Source organism: Streptomyces sp. NBC_00523 (assembly GCF_036346615.1).
Taxonomy (GTDB): Bacteria; Actinomycetota; Actinomycetes; order Streptomycetales; family Streptomycetaceae; genus Streptomyces.
In genome coordinates, this window is sequence record NZ_CP107836.1 from 6,210,392 (window position 1) to 6,230,834 (window position 20,443).

The following is a 20,443-nucleotide window of genomic DNA, read 5'->3' on the forward strand; positions in this document are numbered from 1 at the left end:
GTTGATGCTCCGGGATCAACGTCCCCAAAGTTTTCACAACCCTCACGCATCTGTCCATCCTGCATGCCCAGCGTGACCGGCCCGCGAATAGCCGCGCGATAGGCGGGGGTTGGCGTGGCCCGGAAGAGTGCGGGGCGGAGGAGAAAGGAGGCGTCCATGCACACCGACGCCTGGACGAGCAGCGACCCGTACACCGGGGGTGATCTGGTCACCGCCGCGGGGACCGACCATGTCCGTCTCGTCTACGAATACCTTGACGCCGGGGACCTCGACGCGTGCGCCTCCCTGCTGCACGACCACGTCGCCCTGGACCTGCCCGGCGTCCCGACGGCCCACGGACGGACCGCGTTCCTGCACGCCCACCGCGACCACCTGGGGACACCCGCTCGCCACGAGATCGACCAGGTCGTCGCCCACTCCCGGAACGTGGTGGCGGCGGGCCGCCGCCTCGGCACGCACGCCCATGACGCGGGCATGCGCTTCGTGGACGTCTTCCGTATCGCCGAGGACGGCATGGTGGAGTCCTGCACCCGCTACTACCACGCGGTGCCCTGACCGGCCCTGTCCGCCGGGCGCAGGGCGGCCGCACGGTAGTCGCGCGGGGCCATCCCGTACGCCGTCCGGAAGGCCCGGCTGAACACGGTCGCGTCGGTGAACCCCCACCGGGCGGCGACGGCCTGGATGGGCTGCCGGCGCAGCTCGGGGCGGGCCAGGTCCGCGCGGCAGCCGTCGAGCCGGCGGCGGCGGATCGTCGCGGCGACGCTCTCGGGCTGGTCCCGGAAGAGCGCGTGCAGGCTCCGCAGCGACAGGTGGTGGCGGGCGGCGATGAGGCTCGGGGACAGTCCGGGGTCACCGATGTGATGGTCGATGAAGGCGCTGACCCGACGCAGCAGCACGGACGTCCGCAGCTCGGCGGGCGCCTCCACCGGGAACGACCCGATGCCGTCGGCCAGGCAGGACGCGGCCATGTCCACGGCCATCTCGCCCAGCACGCCCAGCTGCTGGGGTGAGCAGTCGGCCCCCGTGGCGGCGAGGTTCGTCAGGAAACCGGCCAGGATCGCGCCCATCCCCGTATCGCCCGGGACACTCCGAGCGAGGATTCGGTCCACCCGCTGCGAGGGCAACGGCATCCGGACCTTCGGTATCTGCAGGACGATGACCTCGACGTCCCGCCCGTCCGTCCCCGAGCCGGACTCGTACGGACGCGAGGTGTCCCACAACGCCATGCCGCCGACGCCGAGTTCGGCCTCGCCGCCCTGTTGCGCGAACCACGCCGAGCCACTGGTCACCAGCGCCAGCTGGTACTGCTCCGGATCCCCCTGCCGGATCAGCGCCGGGGTCCTGCGCGACCGCAGCGGACCGTAGGCGAACCGCGCCAGCTGTACGGTCCCGAGACCGAGCATCCCGCCCCGCGCGTCGAAGCTGTCCGGGTCCGCGGCGCGGAACTCCGTGGGGAGCAGGACGTCGGACACCACCTGCTCGAACCACTCGAACCGGTTGTCCGGCGCCATCTCGGCCGCCGCCATCTCCTGCCACACCGTCGGGCACCCCCTCACGCCTGATCAGCCGCCGGACAGGTCAGGTTCCGGCCAGGTGCAGTCTGATGGATCGGCCAAGATCGCGACAAGCGTTGTCCGCGGCCGGTCGCGGGTCAGGACGCGGCGGACCCGGCCGGTCCCTCCGGCGCACGCAGCACCAGGAGCGTGATCTCGCTGGGCGCGAAGACACGGAACGGTGGGCCCCAGAACCCGGTGCCCCGGCTGGTGTACAGCTGGGTGCGGTCGCCGTGGCGGCTCAGCCCGGCGACGGCCGGCTGGTCGAGGCGGACCAGGTAGTGGAACGGCCAGATCTGACCGCCGTGGGTGTGGCCCGACAGCTGGAGGTCTACGCCGCCCTCGGCGGCCCGGTCGATGAACTTCGGCTGGTGCGCCAGGAGCAGCACCGGAAGGTCCGGATCGGCGCCGTCCAGCGCCCCCGCGAGGTGCGCGCGGTGACCGGCCAGACCGGAGGACTCGGCGGTGACGTCGTCCACACCGGCCACCACGAGGGTGTCGCCGCCGCGTTCGAGCAGCACATGGCGGTTGCGCAGCGGCTGCCAGCCCAGCTCGTCCATCAGGTCCACCCAGCCCTGCGCCTCGCTGTAGTACTCGTGGTTCCCGGTGACGTAGACGCGGGCGTGGGCGGCGCGCACCGTGCCGAGCGGGGCGGCCTGGGCGCGGCGGCGGTCGGCGGTGCCGTCGGCGATGTCGCCGGTGTGGCAGACCAGGTCCGCCTCCAGCGCGTTGACCTCCTCGCACACCCGCTCCGACCAGCGGGCCCGGTCCAGCGGCCCGTAGTGCGTGTCGGTGATGAGGGCGACCCGGGTCCCGTCCAGGCCCGGCCCCAGGCGCGGCACTCGGACCTCGACCCGGCGCACCCTCGGCACCCGGCGCGCCTCGGCGTACCCCCACGCGAGCAGGACGGCGGCGGCCCCGAGCACCGACCAGGTGACGATCCTGGCCCGGTCCTGCCCGTCGCCGGTCCCGGTCAGGGTCAGGGCGAGCCGGAGCAGGACGCCGAGCAGCACGGACCAGGTGAACAGCACCCAGATGGAGCCGAGCATGCTGTCCCCGACGATCGCCGCCCGGTCCTGCTGCCGCTTGCCGTGGCCCCGCATCATCGCGACCGGCATGGTGACGAGGCCGAGCGCGAAGAGGCAGGTGCCGGCCACGGTGACGGGGAGCGGCCAGTGCTGCCCGGTGTACAGCAGCACCCAGCACGGCACGGCCCACAGCAGCACCGGGGCGATCAGGGGGACGTAACGCATCAGGCGCCGCACCCGGCTCGGTGCCGCCGCCGCCCCGCCGTCCGCGGACCGGGCCTCGCTGGTGTCGGTCACGTTTCCTCCTCGGACGGCGGCCGGAATGCCGCCGGGCACCTTACCCGGTCGCCCCCGAGGGCCCGGAGACGGCCACCGCCGGAGGGTCAGCCGGTCCCGGCGGCGATCCAGGCGTCGAGTTGCTCGCGGGTGGTGGTGGGGTCCGCGATCAGCCCGGCCAGTTCGTCGTCGGCGTGATGGCGGGTCGAGACCGCCGGGCAGCGCCGGCACGCCTCGACGCCGCTCTGCGTCCACCACTGGCACTTCGTCCGCAGGTGGCAGCGCGGCACGGCTGCCTCGACCACCCTGGGCGCGGCGGCGACCACCCGCTCCACGAGGGCGCAGTCGTCGCCGCGGCGGTTGGCGCAGCCGCTGACGCAGTGCGAGGCGAACCGCAGGATGCGCCGGGGGTCGATGCCCTCGGGCACGTCGCCCAGCACCTCGGAGGCGGGCACCGGGTCGGCCAGATAGGCGACCCGGCCCTCCTGCCCGGACCGCACACCCAGGACGACCGCCTCGGGCGCATGCGCGTCACCGCTGGGACACCAGCTCGTCGGGGACTTGTCCTTGTCCACGGTCCTCGGCCCCTTCGCGTCAGCAGGCGGCCCGGGCGGCCGCGCCGTTCTGGGTGATGTAGCCGGTCGGGTTGATGTCCAGGGCGGCGCCGGACTCCTGCTCGGCGGCCTGCTGGATGCTCGCCTTCAGCTGCTCCAGCGAGGTGACGCGCTCGACGGGGGCGGCGGTGGCGGTGGCCGACCCCGCCACCAGGACACCGGCGGCGACGAGGGCCACGGCGGCGGAGGCCGCCGCCGTCCGGGACGAGTTCTTCTTCATGGGGACTCCCTTTGCTGCGGACACGGTCCGGCCGCCCGGACGGGCGGCCGCTCACCTGTGCGGCACGCTAGGGTCCGGACCGCGCGCCGGGCGGCAGTCGCCGCGGCGGTCGACCGGCAGTCCGTACTAGGGGAGCGCGACGGTGCGGCGGGGCGCGGCCGTCAGGCGGAGGCCGACCTCGATCAGGGTCCACCCGAGGACGGTGCGCAGGGGCCGGGGGGCCCGGGCGGAACGGGCGAGGCGGTACTCGTCGGCCTCGGCGTGGAGTTCGGCGGCGCGGATCTGGTGCAGGGCGAGGTGGGCCTGGGCGTGCATGGGTGGTTCTCCTTTACTCGGTGGTGAGGGGGAACGCATGGGTGTGGACGCGCACGCGGGCGCTGTCGCCCTCGTCCTCGTCGGTGATCCGGTCGCGGTACTCGTCCAGGAGCGCGTGCATCTTCTCGATGAGCTCTCCGGCGAGCGTGGGCGTCAGCCGCAGGGTCGCGCTGCTCATGTCCCAGGTGCGGTTCCACTCCTCGGGCCAGTTGGTGCGTTCGCCGAGCCAGGACGACAGGTCCCGGGCCTGGGTGAGCGCGACCTCCTGGAGATACATCTCGGCAGCACCGCGCACCTCCGGGCTGGAGTGGTTGAGCAGCGAGTCGTCGAATCGCAGCCCCTGGTTCGCCGCCTGCCACCAGCGCTCCCGCCCCTTGCCGTGCTCGGGGGCGTCCGTGATGAAGCCGTGCGCCGCGAGCTGCCGCAGGTGGTAGCTGGTGGACCCGCTCGACTCGCCCAGTTTCGCGGCGAGCTGGGAAGCGGTGGCCGGCCCGTCGAAGCGGAGGGTGTCCAGCAGCTGCATGCGCAGCGGATGGGCGAGCCCCCGCAGCGAGCGGGCGTCGAGATTGCGGATCAGTCCGTCCGGCTGTTCTTCCATGGCCTCAATGTTAGTCATGCAAAGACTCGGTTGCAAGGATTTCTTTGCAACTGGTTCTTTGCATCGGTTTCTTTGGACCTCGCCCGGCGAGAACCCGCCCATGGGCGCTGTCCTGCTACGTGAGAGGGTCGAGGGCGTGAGTGAGACACCACCGAACACCCTGCAATACCGCTTCGACGGCCCCGAGGACGCGCCGGTCCTGGTCATCGGGCCCTCACTCGGCACCACCTGGCACAGGTTGTAGAGACCGTCCGTGGGCGTCCAAGCCAGTCCAAGATGAGCGCGTAATGCCAGGTCAGGGCATTCTGGTCCGGGGGAGTCTACGCAGTCGGTGATGGTCGCGTGAGAGCGGCGTGCGACGAGAAGCCCCGCAGGTGCGGCCTGGCGGGGCTTCCGAACGGGTGGGTTGCAGCGGCGGTTGCACGCGGTTGTCCACTTGGGAGTCACCGAAGCAAGGGACACAACAGCGGCACGTGTCGTACGGCTGATGCGCAACACGCGGTCCAGGGACTTCACGCGATCGACCAGGACACGGTTGTTCGCTTGCGTGAAACTTAGCGCCTCCTGATGCCGATGGTGTCAGTACCGCTTCCGCGACGGGGTTTGGTGCCTTGCTTGTGGTGGGCGGGGCGGCTGTATGCCTCGCCGGTTGCAAGCACTCTGCCCACGTCGTGACGGGTGGCCGGGCAGCGGTTCCTCGAGCCCGGCGGCCTGCCTGGCCCGGGCCGGGTCGGTTTCGGTGTACCGGCTGGAGACCCGGTCTTCGCGTGCAGGTTTCTGAACCCTCTGCGGACGCGGGCGGGTGTCAGTTTGTTCGGCTCCGCCGGCTTCTCCCAGGGTCGCCGCAGGTCCATGGCCAGCGGTCGGGCGAGCCGGACTTGTCCGTCCACACCCACGAACACCTGGCCGCCGTCGCCGCCGAACTCAACGGGCGCCCACGCAAAACGCTCGGCTGGGAAACCCCAGCCGAGCGTCTGCATAGACTACTCGCCGCCTACACAACCGACCACGTGTTGCGGCGATCCCTAGAATCCGCCACGCGCCTGGCGGGGCTTCAATTTACTGCCGTGAAGTCAGTGAGGCCACGGTTCTAGCCCCGGGTCGGAGTACAGGCACACTAGGGGGCGATCTGCACAGATCGCCAACTCCAAAGCATCTTCGAAGGTGGATCCCATTTCCCAGATCCATCCGAGCCCGGCGGCTACTACCTTCCCATCGGCTTCAATGAAAACGCTCGAATAACTGAGCCATTCGCCGATCGGAAAGTACTGCCCGCCCAGGACTCCCTCAATCTCCGACGCCAGGTCCCGCTGGCCCGACCCAGCCGAGATGGGATCGAAATTGAACGGTTCATCGTTGCTGAAGTTTAGGCCAGACTGATTTATTGGCTCAATGACTAGCCCACCCAGCGCAGCAAGGATTTCTTCGGCCTGCAAATTCGGCAGGTACCCTTCCTGCTGCAAGGAGTCGAGCCAAGGGCTGACGCTAACCCTCCTCCGAGGATGCCAGCCAGCATCACGAAGAGCTTGCAACAGATCGGGCCGCAACGAATCAAATCTGATCATGGCGGCTATCCAATACCAAGGTGATCCAGCAGTCGCCCGCAGCGGCCACAAGGGCTGGCTGGTTCACCGTGTCCAGTCGTATTTGACGTGGGCATGGAGTTGTTTCTCGACTGCACTGTACGCATTGTACCTCCCCTGATAGCGGCAGGACCCTCAGCTGCCTGAGCCTGAATTAGGCAATGCACCTCGGCGCAACCTCCATGATGGCCAACCTCGTCCAGAGCCGTCTTCAGGGGGCCGCTCGCCTGCTGGCCATGCTTGTTGCGTCCGTAGTACTTCTGACCCGAAGGAGACGTGTACTCCGATACGAACTTCACACCTGTTTGATTGCGAATCTGATTGGCGTGGTCCACCAACGGGTCGCCAGTATTGCAGTTGTGAACCAGGACCGGCGTAGCACCTACCAGCACATAGTACGTGTGCAGATCCCTGACAGTGAGGTTGTGAACCGTGGCTGCTTGGGTCCAGCGTTCGACTCCGTCGATCTGCACCAGCGCGCCGGCACTCGTGCGGAGTTGATCGCCCGGCTTGAGGTCCGTGGCGTCGATCCAGGCATGCAGTTCGGGCACCCAGAAGGGGTGGCCGTCCGTGGCGGTGACGGAGGCTGTGTCGTCGCCCTTGTCGCCGTCCGTGTCGATCGTGACCTTGACCAGGTGCTTGAGGCCCTGGCCCTTGATCTCGGCCGTGACCTCTCGGACCTTTGTCTCTCCTGATTCAGGGTCCGTGGCGAGAACTCTGTCACCGATCTTGACCTCTTCGATCGGTTTTGCGGACCCGTCTGCCATCAAGACTTCGGTGCCCGGCACGAAGCTGTTGCAGCTGCGGGCGAGCTTCGACTTGCTGAGCCAGTTCTTGACTCCGCTGATCAGCTTGTCGCCGAGCTTCCAGAGGCGCTTGCCGAGCTCCGCCGCCTTCTTCCATTTCCAGGGAACGCCGTACTTCTTGGCCAGCTTGCCGACGATTCCGCCCACCGCGCTGGAGATGATATTGACCGCCGTCGCGCCGCACGCGCCGAGCGCGCCTGTCGTGAAGCAGTCCAGGGCGTCTGTGATGCCCAGTTCGTCGGCTGCGATCTTGGCCAGTTCCTTGGCCGCGGCTATCGCGCGCTGTTTAGCGATGTCCGCGTCCGTCTGGGCCTGGCGGGCCTTGTACTGCGACGGCGTCTCTGTGGGCGCCTGTACCCCGTAGTAGGTGTAGTACTGCCCTGTGGGCTTGACGTCCCAGCCGCCGTTGCCAGTCGGCTTGCAGGCGACGCCGACCAGGGCGCAGTCGTCCGGAGCCAGGCCGCCCGGGTCCGAGAACGTGACCGGGTTGTTGAGGCTGTATGCGTAGCCGTTGATCTGTTGCGGGTCGGTGTAGTCGATGATCGGGTCGGCGGAGATGAACCGGCCCGTGGAGTCGTCGTACTCCCGCGCTCCGAGGGTCGTGAGGCCCGTGACCTTCTGGACCGTGCCGCCCACGAAGCCCTTGTCGTCGACCCAGTCCGTCGCGGACCCCTCGCGTTCCGCTCCGAAGGGGTCCATGCGGCGGCGCTGGGTGGCGCCGGTGGCCGCGTTCACGGCGAGCTGCGCCGTGCCGTGGTGGTCGGAAGCGAGGAAGGTGACGCCGCCGTTGTCCCTGACCGCCACCGTCTGGCCGGCGAGACTGTAGTAACGCGCGCCCGTCACCGCACCCGTGGACTTCTTCAGGTGCAGCTCCATGCCGGGCAGGTAGAACGTCGTCTCCTCGGCCGTCTTGCTGAGCAGTCGGTTGCCCGACGCGTCGTAGACGTAATCGGTAGTGGCGCCGTCCGCGTTGGTGACCTTGGTCAGCTCACCCTGTTTGTCCCAGCTCAGCTTCTGTGTGTCGCCGTTGAGGACGCGCTGCTCGGTGTTGCCGGTCGCGTCGTAGGAGTACGTGTTGGCCAGCTTGACCGCGGGAGTGCTCGACGTGGCCGTGGTGTCCACGACCTCCGTGGTCAGCTGGTGGGGGCCCTTCCCGTTCTCGCCGTACGTGTAGGACTTCGTGGACGTCGCCGCGCCGTTCAGGCCGTAGTCGGTTGCCGACGTCCGGTTGCCCAGCGTGTCGAATCCGTACTTCGACCAGTAGGGCGCTGTCCCGCCCACGGTCGCGGTCGAGGGCGCCGACGCACAGGCCGACTCTGTCGCTCCGGTGCCCACCGCTTTGTTCGGGGTGGCATTCGACGTCCAGGCGTCCGTCATCTGCCGCAGGCCGTCGTAACGGAAGCACTGCACGTCCCGGGTTCCGCCGTCGGGTGCGTCCGTGATGGACCGAACGTTGCCGCCGTCGTCGTAGGTGTAACGGGCGTCGTACGCCACCGAGGCGGCGCCCTGTACGTCGACCCGGGCGTTGATGAGGCGTGAGGTGCCCTGCTCGTAGGAGTAGGACAGCCAGGTCTTCTTGGCGCCCGTCTCGCCGGTGGTCAGCTCCAGCTGCTCCACCTTGTTGGTGGGCGAGTAGGCCACCCCGGAGACGTAGCTCATCCCGCCGAGCGAGGTGTTCATCGCCACCGGGCGCTGGAGGCCGTCGTACTGGTAGGACAGTGCCTCTGCCGGCAGACCGCCCGCAGCCGGGAAGTTCTGTCCGGCGACCGTGCCGTCCTTGTTGTACTGGGTGTCGAACTGGTAAGTGCCGCCCAGCTCGGGTTCGGCGGTCTTGGACAGGTAGTACTTGGTCGTGGTCGGTTCCAGGTCGTCGTCCAGGGCCGGATAGGTCACTGACGAGAGGACGGCGCCGTCCTTGTACGTGTACGAGCCGTACAGCTCGCCCTTGGCCACCGTGTCGTACTTGGAAACGGACAGCTTGGTACCGGTGCCGGCCGCTCCCTGCCACGTTTCGGTGGTGCGGCCGATCTTGTCGTAGACCGTCGTGGTGGTGTTGGCGCGGGAATCGGTGGTGGAGACGAGCCGGTCGAGGTCGTCGTACTCGTAGGTCGAGGACCCCGTGTCCGGGTCGGTCGCAGTGTGCTTACGGCCGCGCTGGTCGTATGTGTACGACCAGATGTTGCCCTTGTTGTCAGTGACCTTGGACAGCTGTCCGGCCGGGGTGTAGGCGTACTTGGTCGAGACGTAGTCGTTGACCGTCCCAGGGAGGAGCGGCTTGTCGCCCTTGTACTGACGCAGCTCGACCGTGTGGTCCCGGGCGTCCGAGATGGCCGTGGTCGGAATCTGGCCGTTCGGCGGGTCCGTGTGGACCCTGTCGCCGCCGTAGGCGATGGTGGTGCGGTTCTTCTCGATACCCGCGACCTTCAGAACCGTCGCGGTGGTCCGGCCGGCACCATCGAACTCGGTCACCGTCTGTGCGTCGATGTCCTCGTTGCGCGGGACGAAAAGAGTGGCCGCAGGAGCGCCGGCGGCATAGTAGGTGTCGTTCGTCTTCACCACACGGCCGGAGCCGTCGTAGTAGGTGTCCGCCAGCAGGCGTCCGCCGCCCTGCGCCTCCGTCTGGACCTGTCGGGGCCGGAGCAGGCCGTCGTACAGGGTGTACTCGTGGCCGTAGGACGCGCCGTCCTTCTCGATCTTCTGCGTGTGCAGGTAGTTCGGTCCGGTCTTCCGGATGCCGTAGTCGTACTTGATGCTGGGGGTGAAGCTCGCCTTGGGCCGGTCGGGCATCCACACCGAGACGACGCGGCCGAGACCGTCGTACGCCAGGTCGGTGCGCTTGCCGTTCATGTCGGTCTGGGCGGAGAGCGTGCCCCACTCGGGCGCGTACTCGGTGGTCGTGGACCAGCCGAGCACGTTCGTCACGGTCTTGGACACGGCCAGGCCGTAGGCGTTGTCCGTGTACGCCGTGGTGGTGGGTGTCTTCGCCGCGTCCGTGACAACCAGCGGGCGGCCGTACTGGTCGAACGTGGAGGTGGACACTTCCTGATACGTGCCGGTGGTGCCGTTGTGCGAGGCCAGCCGCTTCACCAGCGTCGGCTCACCCTTGGACGGCGCCGCACCGCGTGTGGTCGAACCGTCGTAGTACGTCAGCTCGTCGGAGACGACGACCTTGGACCGGTCCGGGGCGGTCGTGCTGCAGTCGACGGCCAGGGTCTCGACGCGTGAGACATAGCTGTAAAGGTGCTTGGAGGCGTTGTCCGCGTACTCCGTGCGGGTGCACTGGTTGTCCGCTACGTCCAGCTCGCCGTAATCAGCGACCTGAACCGGCCGGCCCTTGTCGTCGTACGACGTGGTGGAGGCCGTTTGCCGCCAGCCCCCGCCCTCCAGCGCCTCGTAGGTGTCGGAACGGCCCTCGCGCACGAACCGGGCGTAGGAGGTGCCCCAGTCCTTGACGCGGGTCGCGGTGGTCTTCGTCCAAGGCGTGTTGACCGACTTGGAGACGATCTCGTCGCCGTTGTAGGTCGTCGTCTCGAGCTCTGTACCGGATTTCCAGTCGGAGTCGTCGTAGGAGGTGCCGTTGCTGTCCTTCACGCTGACGGAACGGGTGCCGCCGCCCGGTTGGGCGTCGCCGTCGAGTCCGCGGAAGAAGACGTGCCCGGTCTTCGTGTTGGACGGTTTGATGCTGCCGTCGGAGGTTTCGACCAGGACCTTGCCGTACCCGCGCCAGTCGCTCCACGTCAGTCTGTCGGTTTTGGAGAGACCGTCGGGCTTGGCCTTCCGCCAGCCCGCGTCACCGAGGTAGGTGTACGTCGTCATCTGGTCGGGGCTCTCCCCCACCAGGTCACCCTCGATCACCGACGTGACCACGTACTTGTTGAACCAGTCCGTGATCGGGTCCTTGACACCCGGCGGGTTCCACTTGACCGGGTAGCAACGCACCGTCGACTCGCCCACCTTGGGCAAGGTGGTGGATGTGCATTCCGGCTCGGAGTAGTTGGCGGACAGCGCGCTGCCCGACTCGCTCGCGACGCCGGCCAGCCGGAACCGGTTGAACTCCTGGATGTTGTCGTTCGGGACATCGACGCGGTTGGGGAGTTGGATGCCCTGGAGCTCGACCGAGGGCACCGACTTGTCGTCGCCCACCAGTCCGGTGTGGTCGATGTTCTTCAGCCAGAGTGACTTCGACCCGTCGCCGTTGTCCACGTACGAGTGGCCGAGCTTCCACCGGTCGACGTCCTCGTAGGTGGTCGCGCCGTTCCGGATCTGGGTGGTGATCTCGGTGAGCTGCTTACGCGTCCAGAAGGTGGGCGAGTTCTGGCCGGCGCACTTGGTGTCCGCCTTGCAGTTCCGGTCCCACGGCACGTCGGGCCAGTCGGCCGCGGTGTCGTCCTTCAGCGCGCCGGGCGAGCAGTCGGTGAGATCCCCGACGCAGCGCTCGTCGGTGGTGAACACCACGCGCGCGGCGGGCTTGGTCGAGTAGGTCTTGTCCTCGCGCTGCCCGTAGTCGATGCGCTTGAGGTACCCGCCACGGACGTATGCCTTGCCGTTTTCCGTGGTCTTCAGGCCCTGGGTGTAGTAGTTGAGCTCCTTGCCGTAGAAGTACGACATGGTGTCGCCGTGGGGGTCTACCACGTAGTCGAGGTTCCAACGCCACGCCTGGTTGCAGAACGCGGTGTCGAAGGTGGACTTGTAGCAGGGCTCTCCGGAGTCGTCGCCGTAGACCGGGACGGTCCAGGCGGAGTTCGTGGCCTCGTTGCCGGATTCGTACCCGGGGAGCTGGTTGCGGCCGAAGAAGTACTGGGTGCCGTTGTTGGACGTGAGCTTCCAGTACTCGCCGTCATTGTCACCGTTGGTTGTTCCGGTGATCTTCTCGACCTTAGAGAAGTCGTCGGACGAGACATGCCACTCGCCGGTGGTGTCGTCCTTGATCAGCTCACCCGAGGCGCCGCCCGGCAGCGAGAGCGTGGCGTTGTCGTAGCCCCAGCACTGGTCGCCGATCGTGTCGTCGTGGCCGTCGTCTGCGCAGGCTTTGTACCGGCGTTCGATGAAGCCGGGTTCGTAGCTGAAGCCTTCCCCGATCCATGAGCCCTGGTTGTTCGTGGTGGCGGTCTGCCCGTCAACGGACTGGGAGCTGTAGGCTAGGCCGACTTCCGGAGCAAGACCACCGGGCACGGGGGGCGCGGTGATGGGGTAGGACCAGTTGAAGGCGCCGGAGGAGTTGGAGACGCTCCACTGGGAGGACGCCTTCAGCGAGGTGGCTCCGAAGTCGCCCTGGCTTCCTGCCGCTTCTGCGGTCGCGCCCAGCACGGTGACACCGGAGCCGGACGCCGCCGTCGTGGCGGCCGACGCGGCGGAGACCTTCGCGCTCAGCGTCGTGCTGTCCGTGTCGTTACGGGTGGCAAGTGGCGTTGCCGTGGCGCATCCCGGCCGGTCGGGCGTGGTGAGGACGCACTCCGGGTATGTCACCAGGCGCAGGCGCGCTCCGTAGTTACCGCCGTACGCCTCCGCGAAGTCACCGTAGTCGAGGGACACCTCGACCGGGCCGCTCTCGGCTCCGCCGTCGGTACGGGCCACGGTCATCAGCGGACCGTCGATGCCGGCGGCCGTTGCCTTCTTACGGTCGAGAACGGCCAGCCGGACGGACCGGGGACTGGTCGTTCCCGTGGCCGCGGCCTTCAGCGGAAGCCCCTCGGCCCGAGCACCCTTGGAGCCCTTGGCCGCCACGGCGACATCGTCCGACGACGCCTTGGGCCACCGGGTGACCGCTGCCTTCGTCACAGCCGCCCGTGCGGCCTGGTCGGCGCGCTTCTGCTTCCGGACGACACCGTTTCTACCCTCGACGGGATCGTCCAGATTTGTCTGTGTATCGGGACGTGTCACGCCATCGGCGGCTGCCTGCGGTGCGTATTGGGGCAACAGGCCGATGGACAGGGCAACCGTCGCCGTGAGTACAACCTTGCGTACCAACCGTGTCGGTATGCGGAATTGGGATCTTCCAAAAGGTGATGCGCGCATGAGAACTCCGTCAGGAGATGGGATCGGTGCTCTGAGAACGGGGCGCGGCCGGGGCGGAACCTCGCGGGTCCGGCCCCGGCCGAGCGCGGGCGATCAGGACAGCGTCGCCTCGACGCTCGTGTCGTCGGGAAGGACCATGACGGTCGCGACGAGACTGGCGTCGAGCGCGCCCTGGAACAGACGCACCTCGTCGACCGCGCCCGAGAGGAAGGCGTCGGCGGTGGTACCGGTCAGTCTGCGGCCCACCTGGAGCGAGGTCGTAGTGAAGTCCCAGCTGTTGGCCCACGGCACACGGGCGCTCTCGACGCCGTTTACGTACAACACGACGTCTCCGAAGACGGCCGAGTACACGAGGGCGAGGTGGTCGCCCTTGCTACTGCTGCTGGGCAGGAAGCCTGTCGCCTTGACGGTGGTGCTCGTGGCCGTCGCCGAATCCGCATCGGTCGCGATCAGGACCCATCGGCTGTCCGCGGCCGAATACCCCACTGTGATCGCGCTGCCGTGGGTCCCACTGAGCGCCATGACCGTCTGGTCCTTCGTGGGTGAAACGGAGGACAGGCGGGCGCGGGCGGTCAGGGTGAAGCTGTCCTGCTTCGAGAGCAGCCCGGCGGACCGTGTCGCATAGGCGTCGGTGCCGTTCAGCAGCAGGTGGCCGTCGCCCCACATCGGCTCTTCCGGTGCGGTCTCCACGCAGTCCGGGTCTGTCTCTGGGGCGCAGCCCGGCGCCGGTTCGTAGATGGAGGCGCCGCCGCCGAGCGTGAGGCCGGTGCCGCCGTACGCCTCGGGCGCGACCCTCGCCGGAGCGGTGTCGACATCCCAGTAGGCGAGCTGCTGGGCCACGATGCCGCCCAGCTCCGCGCTCTCGGGGCCGGTGACGACTCGGTCGTGGACCTGGACGTCGGCGATGCCGCCCTTGAGGTGGGCGGTGTAGCCGTCGAGGGCCAGCCGGCGTCCGATCTGAAGGTTTCCGGCGGCGTTCCACGGCGTGGTCCGCTTCGCGGTGGTGGTGACCGCCGTGCCGTCCACGTAGAGGCGCATGATGCCTGTGACGCCGTCGTAGGAGCCGATGAGGTGCGTCCATGCGTCCGGCACCACCTTGCCTCCGGTGACCTGCCAGCTGCCCAGCGACTCCATGTCGTTGAACGGCATACGGAAGACCCAGGCGCGGGTGTCGCTGTCGTAGCCCAGATCGAAGCCCGGCAGGCCGGTGCCGTCCTGGCTGATCACGGTCTCGTCGTGGTCCGGAACCTCCGGCAGCCGCACCCAGGCGCTGACCGAGAGGCCGGCGTCCGTGTTCACGATGTGCTGACCGGCGTCGAGGTAGGCGTTCTCGGTGCCGTCGAGTGCGGCGTACGTGTCGGCGGCGCCGAGCGGTCCGGGCTTGGCGCCGAAGGTGACTCCGGGGCCAGGTGCGGCAGCCGGGGACGAGCCGGTGCCGGCTGCCGAGGTGGCGCCCTTGACGTCACCGAGAGTCCAGCCGCCCACCGGGGCGCGTCCACGGTCGACAAGGAAGGTGTACCCCATCGACGTCTTCTGGGCGTTGCCCGCCGCGTCGACGGCCTTGGCCTCGACGCTCCACGTCCCCTCGCTGGGAGGCACGAACTTCACCGTCGCGGGGCCGCCTGGCGTGGCCGTCGCGACCGTGGACCAGTTACCTCCCTTGAAACGGTACGTGTACTTCGCCACGTCGTTCGACGGGGAGTCGAAGGTGAAGCTGCCGTAGTCACCGACGCCCGCGTGCCAGGCCCCGTCGTCGGGGTATTGCGCGGAGGTGATCACTGGCGCCTTGGGTGCGGTGGCGTCGTAAATGAACTCACACCGGTACGCTTCGTCACCTGCCGAGCTCCACGGGCCCCACGCGGTTCCGTCCGAGCCCCGCACCTCCCAGCCGATGGCTACGTTGGACGGGATGCTGAAGCCCGCGTCGGAATCCGTGCTGAGGTCCGAGCCGACTGTGTACTTGAACGCGGCGGAGCCCGTCTGGCCCGTACCGGTCGTCGTATGGAAGGCCGTGGTCGCGTAGTGGTCTACCTGCGTCGAGTCCTTCGTCCAGAAGACGTGGAACTGGGCCTTGAGGCTTTCGGACTTGCTGGGGGTGTCGTTGTGGTCGTAGTCCTTGATCGTGGCGTTGAGGACGGGTGCCTCGGAGACGTAATGCTCGTCGGCGTGACGGTACTCGCACTTACCACCGGGCGACATAGTGAGGTCCGCCATGGAGGGGGCCAGGGGCGGCCGGTTGTACGTGACGGAGAGCAGGGCGTTGCCGCAGAACCTCTTCCAGTACGAGTATTTGCTCTCGTCTCCGGCGCGCAGCCGGAAGGTCGTGGTGTCCCAGCCCTTGTCGGCGGCCTGCTGGACGGCCGTCTTGGCGTCGAACCAGACGTTCTGGTTGTCCGCGGTGCAGGAACCAGCGGGGTTGGTCGGCGACTCGCTGTCGACGTCCGCCTTCCAGGAAGGCTGGTTGTTCCAGTTGGTGGAGGAGTTGATGGCACTCGCACCGGTGGAGTTGACCCTGCTGAGCAACACGCTCTTGGCGTCGCTGCTGTACGCGTGGACCATCGTCACGGCGAACTCCGCCTTGATGATGTCCTTGCCCTCGAAGGATGCGGTGGGGATGGCGAAGAACTGCCTCTTGGTGTCGCTGGAACTCGCGCACAGGTACGACACGTCGGCCGGGCAGCGGCCCACACCCTCGTGGTTGTCGAACTTCCAGAACTCGGTGGAGGCGTAGTGCGACGACACCATGGTCCAAGAGCTTCGGCTGGCCGTCTTCACCACGGGGTCGATGTAGACCGGATACACCGTGTCCTCGCCGGTCAGCAGTCCGTTGTCGGGCGTCAGGGTCAGCTCGTCCCGGCCGACCTCGACGTCCACGTCGGCGACACGGGTGCCGTCCGGCGGAGTCACCGCAAGTTCGCCGTTGTTGGGCTCCACGGCCGTCGGCGACGGATCACCCGGTTCGGGGCCGTCACCTGCCGTGCTGTCCCACATCAAGGGCGCGGGGGCTTCGAACACGGTCCCTCCGGCCGTGTCCGTCGCGGTCAGGCCACCGTCTTCGGATTCCTGCAGGTCGACCGAGGTGGCGCTGACCGGCAGCTGCAACCGGGCCAGATCCGGGTTGTCCGCGGCCTCCGCGTCCTTGACGACGATGAGGTGTGAGAATCCTTCGGCGCTGGCGGTCACCTGCAGGTCTACGCCCGGCATCACCTCGGGGTAAGTCGCTGTCGAACCTTCGACCGTCGGCTCGGGCAGTTTGTCCGGCCAGTCCAGCGACAGCGCCCGGCCGTCCTTCTGGATCGTGCCGAAGGTGGTCGTTCCGCCGCCGGAGAAGGACATGGCGGTCACGGCGGCCTTCGGTGTGTACGAGCCGTCCTTCTGCCGTACGAGTGTGGTGTCGATGTCCGTCCACTCGCCGTTCTTGCGAGCGCGCACGGGCTGGACGGCCGTCGTGGTGGTGAAGGTGCCGTCCGGATTGGCCACGGTGGAACTGCGCTCGTCTCGCAGGCTCAGTACCTCGACCGGTTCGTCGGATGCCACCGCTGCTTCCTGGGCCGCTTCCGTTCCGGCAGCGGTGCGCTCCTCGGAGGGCGCCGCTGAGGCCGGCGAAAGGCCGCCCGGCAGGGGCGTGATGCCGATTCCGGCCGCCAGAAGCGCCGTCAGTGTGACGGCGACGAGAGGGCGTCGGCCGCGCCTGCGTCTCGTGATGGTGTTGCTCTTCACTTGGTCGTCCGCTCTCTCTCGCTCCTGTGGCTCTGCCGTCGTTCGCGTTTCACGCCGGTCATCCGACGGTCGCGAAGGCAGTGCCGATGTCCGAGAGGCCGCCGGCGCCGGGCTGGAAGGTCTTGGTGCCGACGTTCGACGTGCCGTCGATGTCGGTCCACGGCATCGTGTAGAGCACACCCTTGGAGGTCGCGGGGTCCTTGCTGTAGGGGATGCCTATGTACAGGACGCTTGTGCCGGAGCGGAGCGCGATGCCGGTGAAGTCACGGGCGTGAGGGGTGCCGGGCAGCACTCCGGAGCCCCGCTTGATGATCTTGTCCGTACTTCCCGGGTCGGTGTCGAGGGGCTTGAACACGTGCACCACTCCGGCGTCCGCGAGCCCGTCCACGTCGCGCCCGGGGACGCCCACCGCGAGTCGGATGGTGGACGTGCTGGTCACCACGCTGGTGTCGGTGTTGGTGATGGCTACCCGTTGCCCGAAGGAGTCTCCCGCGCCGGGCTCGCCTTCCACGTTCGCGATACCGGCGTCCAGCGCCTTGATCTCGGTGAACGTGCCCGAGGGTTCGATGCGCACCACCGTGGTGCTACCCGCGCCGGGAACCGTTCCGATCGCTTCGCCCGGGGTGCCGATGGCGAGCAGGGCATCCGTGTTGTAGGTCTGTTTCGACGGGCGGTAGTTGGTCATCGACAGCGCGGCCCCGAAGCGGTCACCGGGCTCGATGGCGCCGGTGAGCCCTTCGCCCTGGTCGATCCATGTGAGCGGGGTGGGCATGCCGTCCTTGAGTGTGTGGCTGAAGACGGTGACTCCGCCAGCGGCCGCGGCATTTTCCAGGGTCTCCCCCGGTTCTCCGACGGCGAAGTAGCGATTTGTCCCCGCCAGCGCGGCTCCGAACTGATCGCCGCTCTCGACGTCGCCGAAGACTCCCGGGCTGTCCTGGGTGATCGCGCCTCTTGTGTTGCCCTCCGCATAGCTGACGGAACCGGCGTCAGGAACGCTGACGCCATCGACCAGAACATCTTCACCGGGGGATCCGACGACGAGATACGGCTCGCCAGAGGCAGCGGTACCGGCCTGCAGCGCGTAGCCGAACAGGTCACCGGCCTCGTTCGCTCCCGGCCCGAACGAGGCTTGGCCGTAGAGAGTGGCCGGATCACCGGCGCCGAGACCGGCGGGCGAACCGTAGATGATGTGGATGATGCCGGCGTCCCTCATGACCTCGGCACCCGAGCCGAGGTCTTCGTTCGGAGTGCCGACGACGAGGTCAGTACAGCCGTCACCGTTGAAGTCGGTCCAAGCTATGGCTGATCCGAAGCGGTCACCCTGCTCGGGCGCCACGGATCCCATGTTCGGCGACGCCTGCGAAATCTCGGAAGCGGGCACGTCTCCCGCGTAGATGACCCGGATCAGACCGGCTTCCTTGACTCCGGATACCGTCGCCTGCGGGTCCGTGACTACGTTGTCGATAAGCCCGTCGCCGTTGTAGTCAGAGCCGACACCCGCGCACGCCGCCGCGGCAGCCGGCGCTGCGTAGGTGAACACCAAGCCAGACGCTGCTACAAGCAATCCGGCCGCAGCGACGATTCCGGGCATACGGAATTTCAGTTTCACAACCCCACCCCTATGAGAGAAACCTGCGCGCCAACACCCCCCGGTGTCTCATCCCTCCGCGCACAGCAGAGCGAATCAAATACTGCACTTCCTGCGCATGTCAATGTATGGCCGGGTAGCCTCGCGGCAGTTCGGCAACAACAGTCGATCAAGCGCATGAGGGCTGGAGGGAAAGCCAGCCTTCGGTTTCTTCGCCTGCATGCTTTCCGGTTACACACAGTAGGTTTGATCTTTCTCGGCGAAAGGAGGTCCCCCTGGCTGAAAGATGATGGATGCCTGGACCGACGACGCATCAAGACCGGACCGTGAGGCGATCACCAGGAATCCGTAACTCAGCTCGAAACAAGCATAGTTGTAGGCTAAATTCCTTGCGCCCCCACCTGCAACCGGCAGATCTTTCGCGGCGATCGCCACCAGCGCAAGGCCGACTGGCGACCTCAGCTCTCCCAGGGTATGGCTGGTTGCACTCCATGGCCCGACCGTCGGACTCGAGATTCGCGACTGTGCGTAATGTGAAGGTCGTCACTGAGGCCGGCCTTAACGAGCTCGTGCACGGTAAGCGGTGGGACGTCGATGGGCCGGGGCCCTCGGTACTCACGTCTGCCGAGCCAGGATCCGGTCTGCGGTCTGTTGGTGGGACAGTAGGCCGGCGATGGCTTGGACGGTGTCGTCCATGTGCTCGCGGCGGCCGAGGTGGCGGGCCAGTGCCCGCCAGTTCTTCAGGTGGGCGATGCCGTGCTCGACCCGGATACGGCGTGAGGAGTGAGCTTTGCGCTGGCGCTCGTGCATCTCCTCGTACCAGTCCGGGGCGTTCTTCTTGAACTTGCGGTGCGGGGGCGTCACGACGCGGCCGCCGGTCTGTGCTCCGAGTCCCTGGTAGCCGGCATCGGCGAGGATCTCGACCGCCGGCCCGTCGGCCAGGAGCTTGACCAGCCCTAACTTGCGGGCGTGGGTGATGTCCGCGCAGCTTCCGGGTCTGGTCGGGCTGCAGAACAGCAGTCGCCCGTCCCCGTCGGTGAAGACCATGGCCTTCACGGCGTTCTGCTTGTTCTTGCCGGAGATGAACTTGTCCCGGTCCTTGCGGCCGACGGCCGGGCGGCGGACCCGGATCTCGGTGCCGTCGATGATGCCGGTCTTCCCGGCCTGGCCGAGATGCTCCACGACCTCGGCCAGGGAACGCAGCCGTACGCCGGGGCTGACGGTGCACCCTCGCTCGGCGAGCAGAGGCCGCACCTCACCGACAGCCCGGGTGACTGTCGAGCGGTCCACGCCGAACCAGCAGGCCAGCACATCATGAGTAACCCCATGGCGAAGGTGCACCAGCGTGGCCAGGAGCCGGTCGACGAACACCATCTGGTGCTTCGCACCAGCGCCCACGGCACGCTTCCGCTGCCTGGACGCAAGCCTGGCCTGGTGCCGTTCATGCCACAACGGGCCCACTTCGGCCACGAGTTCAGCAATCACAGCGGCCGATAAGCCGGTGATCCTCCGGTCGCTGATGATCGCCGTGCGTGTCACGTTCCCCACCACGCAGCCATGATCGCCGATCCGCGCTCGACGTCCCACCGCTTACCGTGCACGAGCTCGTTAGGTAGGGGTTTCCCCCAGCCCCGCCAGCTCCAGCAGCGCGCGCGGTTCGCGAAGGACGCCGTGCTCATCGTGGACGGCACCTTGGTTCCCACCCGCGACCACACCATCGCCGCGCAGTCCAAGAATTACTGAAACTCCACCAACCACCAGGTCGTCATCGACGCCGACACCCGCCTGGTCGTCATGATCGGCCGGCCGCTCGCCGGGAATCGCAATGACTCCAAGGCATGGGAGGAATCCGGTGCCAAGGCCGCCGTCGGCAGAACCATGACGATCGCCAACGGCGGCTACCCTGGCACCGGACTTGTCATCTCGCACCGCAGCCGCAAAGGCGAAGAACTACCGTAGCCGGTGCCGACCTGAGGGCTGCGGGCCACGAAGTACCGGTCAGAAGTGGACGATAGCCGACGCTTTGTCGGCGTGTTCGGTCAAGTTGAGCGTCGGTTCGGCCGGAGTCATCCGCCAGTGATCGAGTCATGCCGTCGTACCCCGATCGATGCGACGGTTGTGCAGTGC

At 67.7% G+C, this 20,443-nt stretch carries 12 protein-coding genes and 2 pseudogenes; 3 read left to right on the forward strand and 11 right to left on the reverse strand.

Features of this window, described 5'->3' with window-relative positions:
* Window positions 1–156 precede the first annotated feature (156 nt).
* Window positions 157–555, forward strand: coding sequence for a nuclear transport factor 2 family protein (locus OHS17_RS28095; RefSeq protein ID WP_330314390.1), 399 nt, complete (start codon window positions 157–159; stop codon window positions 553–555).
* Here the strand turns inward: OHS17_RS28095 and OHS17_RS28100 are convergent.
* The 6 genes from OHS17_RS28100 to OHS17_RS28125 form a co-directional block, all read right to left on the reverse strand.
* Window positions 537–1,526 carry a helix-turn-helix domain-containing protein gene (locus OHS17_RS28100; protein ID WP_443053268.1) on the reverse strand — a complete coding sequence of 330 codons (990 nt, stop codon included), beginning with the start codon at window positions 1,524–1,526 and terminating at the stop codon, window positions 537–539. The two genes, OHS17_RS28095 and OHS17_RS28100, sit on opposite strands and share 19 nt — an antisense overlap.
* A 125-nt stretch (window positions 1,527–1,651) precedes the next feature.
* Window positions 1,652–2,878, reverse strand: a complete 1,227-nt coding sequence (locus tag OHS17_RS28105) for a metallophosphoesterase (protein WP_330314392.1) — start codon at window positions 2,876–2,878, stop codon at window positions 1,652–1,654.
* Between the two features lie 86 nt (window positions 2,879–2,964).
* Complete coding sequence (locus OHS17_RS28110; RefSeq protein WP_330314393.1) at window positions 2,965–3,432, reverse strand: hypothetical protein; 468 nt, start codon at window positions 3,430–3,432, stop codon at window positions 2,965–2,967.
* A 19-nt stretch (window positions 3,433–3,451) separates the two neighbouring features.
* Window positions 3,452–3,691 carry a hypothetical protein gene (locus OHS17_RS28115; RefSeq protein ID WP_161207781.1) on the reverse strand — a complete coding sequence of 80 codons (240 nt, stop codon included), beginning with the start codon at window positions 3,689–3,691 and terminating at the stop codon, window positions 3,452–3,454.
* A gap of 126 nt (window positions 3,692–3,817) precedes the next feature.
* Entirely contained in the window at window positions 3,818–4,006 is a 189-nt protein-coding gene (locus OHS17_RS28120; protein ID WP_330314394.1) for a hypothetical protein, read from the reverse strand.
* Between the two features lie 13 nt (window positions 4,007–4,019).
* The gene (locus OHS17_RS28125) at window positions 4,020–4,604 is read right to left on the reverse strand and encodes an ArsR/SmtB family transcription factor (RefSeq protein ID WP_330314395.1); all 585 of its coding nucleotides are present in this window, start codon (window positions 4,602–4,604) and stop codon (window positions 4,020–4,022) included.
* Window positions 4,605–4,704: 100 nt separating this feature from the next.
* Between OHS17_RS28125 and OHS17_RS28130 the strand changes: the two are divergent.
* Window positions 4,705–4,839, forward strand: a pseudogene (locus OHS17_RS28130) (3-oxoadipate enol-lactonase); the annotation flags it as partial.
* 838 nt (window positions 4,840–5,677) lie between these two features.
* Here OHS17_RS28130 and OHS17_RS28145 read toward each other — a convergent pair.
* The 5 genes from OHS17_RS28145 to OHS17_RS28165 form a co-directional block, all read right to left on the reverse strand.
* Complete coding sequence (locus OHS17_RS28145) at window positions 5,678–6,169, reverse strand: SUKH-3 domain-containing protein (protein ID WP_330314396.1); 492 nt, start codon at window positions 6,167–6,169, stop codon at window positions 5,678–5,680.
* 5 nt (window positions 6,170–6,174) lie between these two features.
* Window positions 6,175–12,873 (reverse strand): polymorphic toxin-type HINT domain-containing protein, encoded by a 6,699-nt coding sequence (locus tag OHS17_RS28150; protein ID WP_330314397.1) that lies wholly within the window; start codon window positions 12,871–12,873, stop codon window positions 6,175–6,177.
* 228 nt (window positions 12,874–13,101) lie between these two features.
* A complete protein-coding gene (locus OHS17_RS28155) occupies window positions 13,102–16,545 on the reverse strand; it encodes a LamG-like jellyroll fold domain-containing protein (RefSeq protein ID WP_330314398.1) in 3,444 nt (1,147 codons plus the stop codon).
* Window positions 16,546–16,786: 241 nt separating this feature from the next.
* Window positions 16,787–18,337, reverse strand: coding sequence for an FG-GAP repeat protein (locus OHS17_RS28160; RefSeq protein ID WP_330314399.1), 1,551 nt, complete (start codon window positions 18,335–18,337; stop codon window positions 16,787–16,789).
* A 594-nt stretch (window positions 18,338–18,931) separates the two neighbouring features.
* On the reverse strand, window positions 18,932–19,714 hold the full coding sequence (locus OHS17_RS28165) for a transposase family protein (RefSeq protein WP_330314400.1): 783 nt from the start codon (window positions 19,712–19,714) through the stop codon (window positions 18,932–18,934).
* A 240-nt stretch (window positions 19,715–19,954) separates the two neighbouring features.
* Between OHS17_RS28165 and OHS17_RS28170 the strand changes: the two are divergent.
* A pseudogene (locus OHS17_RS28170) lies at window positions 19,955–20,272 on the forward strand (transposase); the annotation flags it as partial.
* Between the last annotated feature and the right edge of the window lie 171 nt (window positions 20,273–20,443).

What these genes read in the sequence shown, in the direction of transcription:
- OHS17_RS28095 (WP_330314390.1), top strand. Translation starts at nt 157, where the DNA reads ATGCACACCGACGCCTGGACGAGCAGCGACCCGTACACCGGGGGTGAT.
- OHS17_RS28125 (WP_330314395.1), bottom strand. Translation starts at nt 4,604, where the DNA reads ATGGAAGAACAGCCGGACGGACTGATCCGCAATCTCGACGCCCGCTCG.
- OHS17_RS28145 (WP_330314396.1), bottom strand. Translation starts at nt 6,169, where the DNA reads ATGATCAGATTTGATTCGTTGCGGCCCGATCTGTTGCAAGCTCTTCGT.
- OHS17_RS28100 (WP_443053268.1), bottom strand. Translation starts at nt 1,526, where the DNA reads ATGGCGGCGGCCGAGATGGCGCCGGACAACCGGTTCGAGTGGTTCGAG.
- OHS17_RS28115 (WP_161207781.1), bottom strand. Translation starts at nt 3,691, where the DNA reads ATGAAGAAGAACTCGTCCCGGACGGCGGCGGCCTCCGCCGCCGTGGCC.
- OHS17_RS28120 (WP_330314394.1), bottom strand. Translation starts at nt 4,006, where the DNA reads ATGCACGCCCAGGCCCACCTCGCCCTGCACCAGATCCGCGCCGCCGAA.